Origin of the sequence: Methanosarcina sp. DH2, assembly GCF_020804225.1 — an archaeon.
GTDB lineage: Archaea > Halobacteriota > Methanosarcinia > Methanosarcinales > Methanosarcinaceae > Methanosarcina.
On sequence record NZ_WJBI01000013.1, the window covers coordinates 26,952 to 29,959 of the forward strand.

General features: G+C 37.7%; 3 protein-coding genes and 1 pseudogene. 2 read left to right on the plus strand and 2 right to left on the minus strand.

Features of this window, described 5'->3' with window-relative positions; all coding sequences use genetic code 11:
• Positions 1 to 346: zinc ribbon domain-containing protein (locus FXV91_RS13865; protein WP_229391279.1), on the plus strand; the 346-nt coding region annotated here is incomplete at its 5' end.
• 153 nt (positions 347 to 499) lie between these two features.
• On the opposite strand, the gene FXV91_RS13870 is transcribed toward FXV91_RS13865, so the two are convergent.
• The gene (locus FXV91_RS13870) at positions 500 to 1,207 is read right to left on the minus strand and encodes an undecaprenyl diphosphate synthase family protein (RefSeq protein WP_229391280.1); all 708 of its coding nucleotides are present in this window, start codon (positions 1,205 to 1,207) and stop codon (positions 500 to 502) included.
• Between the two features lie 777 nt (positions 1,208 to 1,984).
• Here FXV91_RS13870 and FXV91_RS13875 point away from each other — a divergent pair.
• Entirely contained in the window at positions 1,985 to 2,572 is a 588-nt protein-coding gene (locus FXV91_RS13875; protein WP_229391281.1) for a class I SAM-dependent methyltransferase, read from the plus strand.
• A gap of 349 nt (positions 2,573 to 2,921) precedes the next feature.
• Here FXV91_RS13875 and FXV91_RS20265 read toward each other — a convergent pair.
• Positions 2,922 to 3,008: pseudogene (locus tag FXV91_RS20265) on the minus strand (translation initiation factor IF-1); the annotation flags it as partial.

Below are 3,008 nucleotides of genomic sequence, written 5' to 3' on the forward strand. Positions count from 1 at the left end.
CACAAATCGAGCTATTGCACTTKAAGACCTTTCAGGCATTAGGGAGAGAGTAACGGTTTCAAAGGCTGTTCGTGAATCAATTGGAAAATGGGCTTTTCTTGAATTAAGGAACTTCATTGAGTATAAAGCAAAACTGTTAGGAGTTTCGGTAGTTCCAGTTGATCCTCGAAACACTTCAAGAGAATGTTCTGCTTGTGGCTATATTGATAAAAAGAACAGAAAGAATCAGGCATCTTTCGTCTGCCTTGAATGTGGGAATACGGAAAATGCTGATTATAATGCGGCTAAAAATATAGCTTCTAGGGCAGTCGTCAATCTGCCTATGGTGCTCTGCTTAGGAAACTAAGATGTAGAAGCGTAAGCCCCACAGCTTTAGCGTTGGGGTAATTGACATATAAAAAGGTCTACTATAACTGTAAAAGTAAATAATGAAAAAATATAGTATGTAGGAGGGGTGTTTTGAGATAGCACCAATCAAATAATATAGGACTACCTATTTTTACCCGCCTAATGTGATATCCTGCTCTTGATAGAATTCTAGTGCATTGAATAAGTGTTCTGGCTTAAAGTCCGGCCACATTTCATCGACTACATACATGTCTGAATATACCGTTTGAACTGGAAGCATTCCACTGAGTCTATGTCTTCCTCCCCAGCGAATAAGTAAATCTATTCTTGGAATCTCTGCTGATGCAATGTTTTCTACTATTTTTTTACTATCTGAAGAGTTATCAAATGCATACGTTAAATCCCAATACCAGCCATAATTTACCAAAAAATTTATCCTTATTTTACTTTTCCCAAATTTAGTTCTCTTTGTATATGCAAGTAACTCTTTCGGAAACATATCCGAATTAGTATTGCCTACTACAAGTAGTTCAGCATCACGTTTAGAAATTTCTCGAACTGATTTTATACAAGCATCTACAAATGCTTTTCTTTGAACTTGAGGCCTTTTTGTGTTATCTTGAGTAAATCCAAAAAAAGTAACTTCTTTTATTCCAACTTTTACGCATGTATCATATAATTCCAAGCCTGGAATTATTCCATTGTCATATCCTTCATGTTTTTCTAAGCCTCTAGATAGAGCCCATCTTCTGTTACCATCCGGTATTATAGCAATATGTCCTGGCAATCTTTTAAATTTTGATATCTCCAGAGAATTACCCCCTATATCTTTGCTTAGAATGCTATAAATAATCTTCATTGGACTCAGTTAACGAATTTTATGCACAACTTTGAATCCGTATATAATAATTTTCCAACATTATCTCAGATGTATAACATAAAAAATAACACTTTTTGAAGTTTTGTACCTTAACCAAATCCAAATGGATTTGCCCTGTACTGTAAGAAGAGATTTTTTGATCCTGAAAAGCTAAGCCCACAAAAATTTTAACTTTAAAAGGGGTTCTCCAACTCATCCTCTTCAAGGAATTCCAGACAGGCTTGAATCGCTTATTTAATGTTTTCAATAGTTTCTTTAACGGCATCTCCTGTAAAGTGTCCCTTCTAAAGCTGCAAAAAAATCGGGTTTTTAATTTCTGTTTTTCTTCTGTTTTTCTTCTGTTTTCTTTAACACACCTATTCAGGGAAGATTTCAGCAGACTGCCGGCAGGAAAAATATATTTTTCCTGAAGTTGGTAGGGGTAGATTTTCTTTAGTATTCATCGGTCCAGTTTTGACATTTCACCATAATTCTAAAACTTTCTTCTACAGAAAAAAATCACTCTGGTCTAAAAGATAAGCCCTGCGAAGTGCTCCTTCTAAATCTACAAAGAATCGCAGACTGGGGAAAAATAGCTTATTTCACATGCATTAACCCGGTTTTTGTTTAAAAAAACAGACGGTGTTTCACAGTTGTTGTCAAAACTACCTGGACCTCCAGAATAAAGGTCGCCCAGAAAAGTTATTAAGATTAAGGTTTATCGTTAACCGCATATCAAATTGTAACTTAATATTTTTAGCTTCGAGGAGGAGAAATTTGTTCTGGGATGAAGTATATAAAGGCACGCCGCCGTGGGACGTAGGTCACCCCCAGCCCGCTTTTCAGGCTGTTATACAAAATGGAGAAATCAAGCCTGGACGAGCTCTGGACATAGGGTGTGGTCGGGGTGAGAATGCGATAATGCTGGCGATGAATGGCTGTGACGCCGTGGGTATGGACCTTGCTGAAAATGCCATCTCCGATGCAAAGGCAAAAGCCATAGAGCGTCATGTTAAGGTAAATTTTGCCGTAGGAAATGTACTGCAGATGGACCGACTTTTCAAGGAAGGCGAGTTCGATGTCGTTATTGATTCCGGCTTGTTTCACGTAATGACGGATGAAGAGAGACCGGTTTTTGCACGGCAGGTACACAGGGTGCTCAAGGAAGGAGGCAAATATTTCATGCTGTGTTTCTCTGATAAAGAGCCGGGCGAATACGAGCTGCCCAGAAGAGCCTCAAAGGCTGAAATTGAGAGTACTTTTTCGCCTCTTTTTAATATAATCTATATAAAAGACTCAGTTTTCGATTCGCTGCTCAATCCAAGTAGCAGAAAAGCCTACCTTTTATCGGCTACAAGAAGTTAATTAGATCAAGAAAGTATTTTCTAAAAAATAGATAAATTGTGAAATTGACCGGCTCTTCGAAGTACTCTCCTGAAGCTGCAAAATTTACAAATTTTCGGCTTTTAAGACAGACCGCCGCCAGGAAAAATATATTAAAATAGAAATAGAGAGAATGAAAGAAATTTCAGCATTTTTCTATAGCAATTATAAATGCTAAAATGTGAGATATATCAAATTTGTCGTCTATAGAACCTTGCTCGTAGCAACATAGACGCGCTCCTGCAGAAAAGTAAAATATGGATTTCAGGCGTCTTTTTTAGACACCTTTATTTTAGATACCTTTATCAGGCCTTTATTCTGATACCTTAAATTAGTACTTAATGTAGCCTTTGCGCTCHAGCCATTCGACCTGGGGCCTTGTGTATTTCCAGGCTACTTCGGCTTTGCAGTCCWGGAC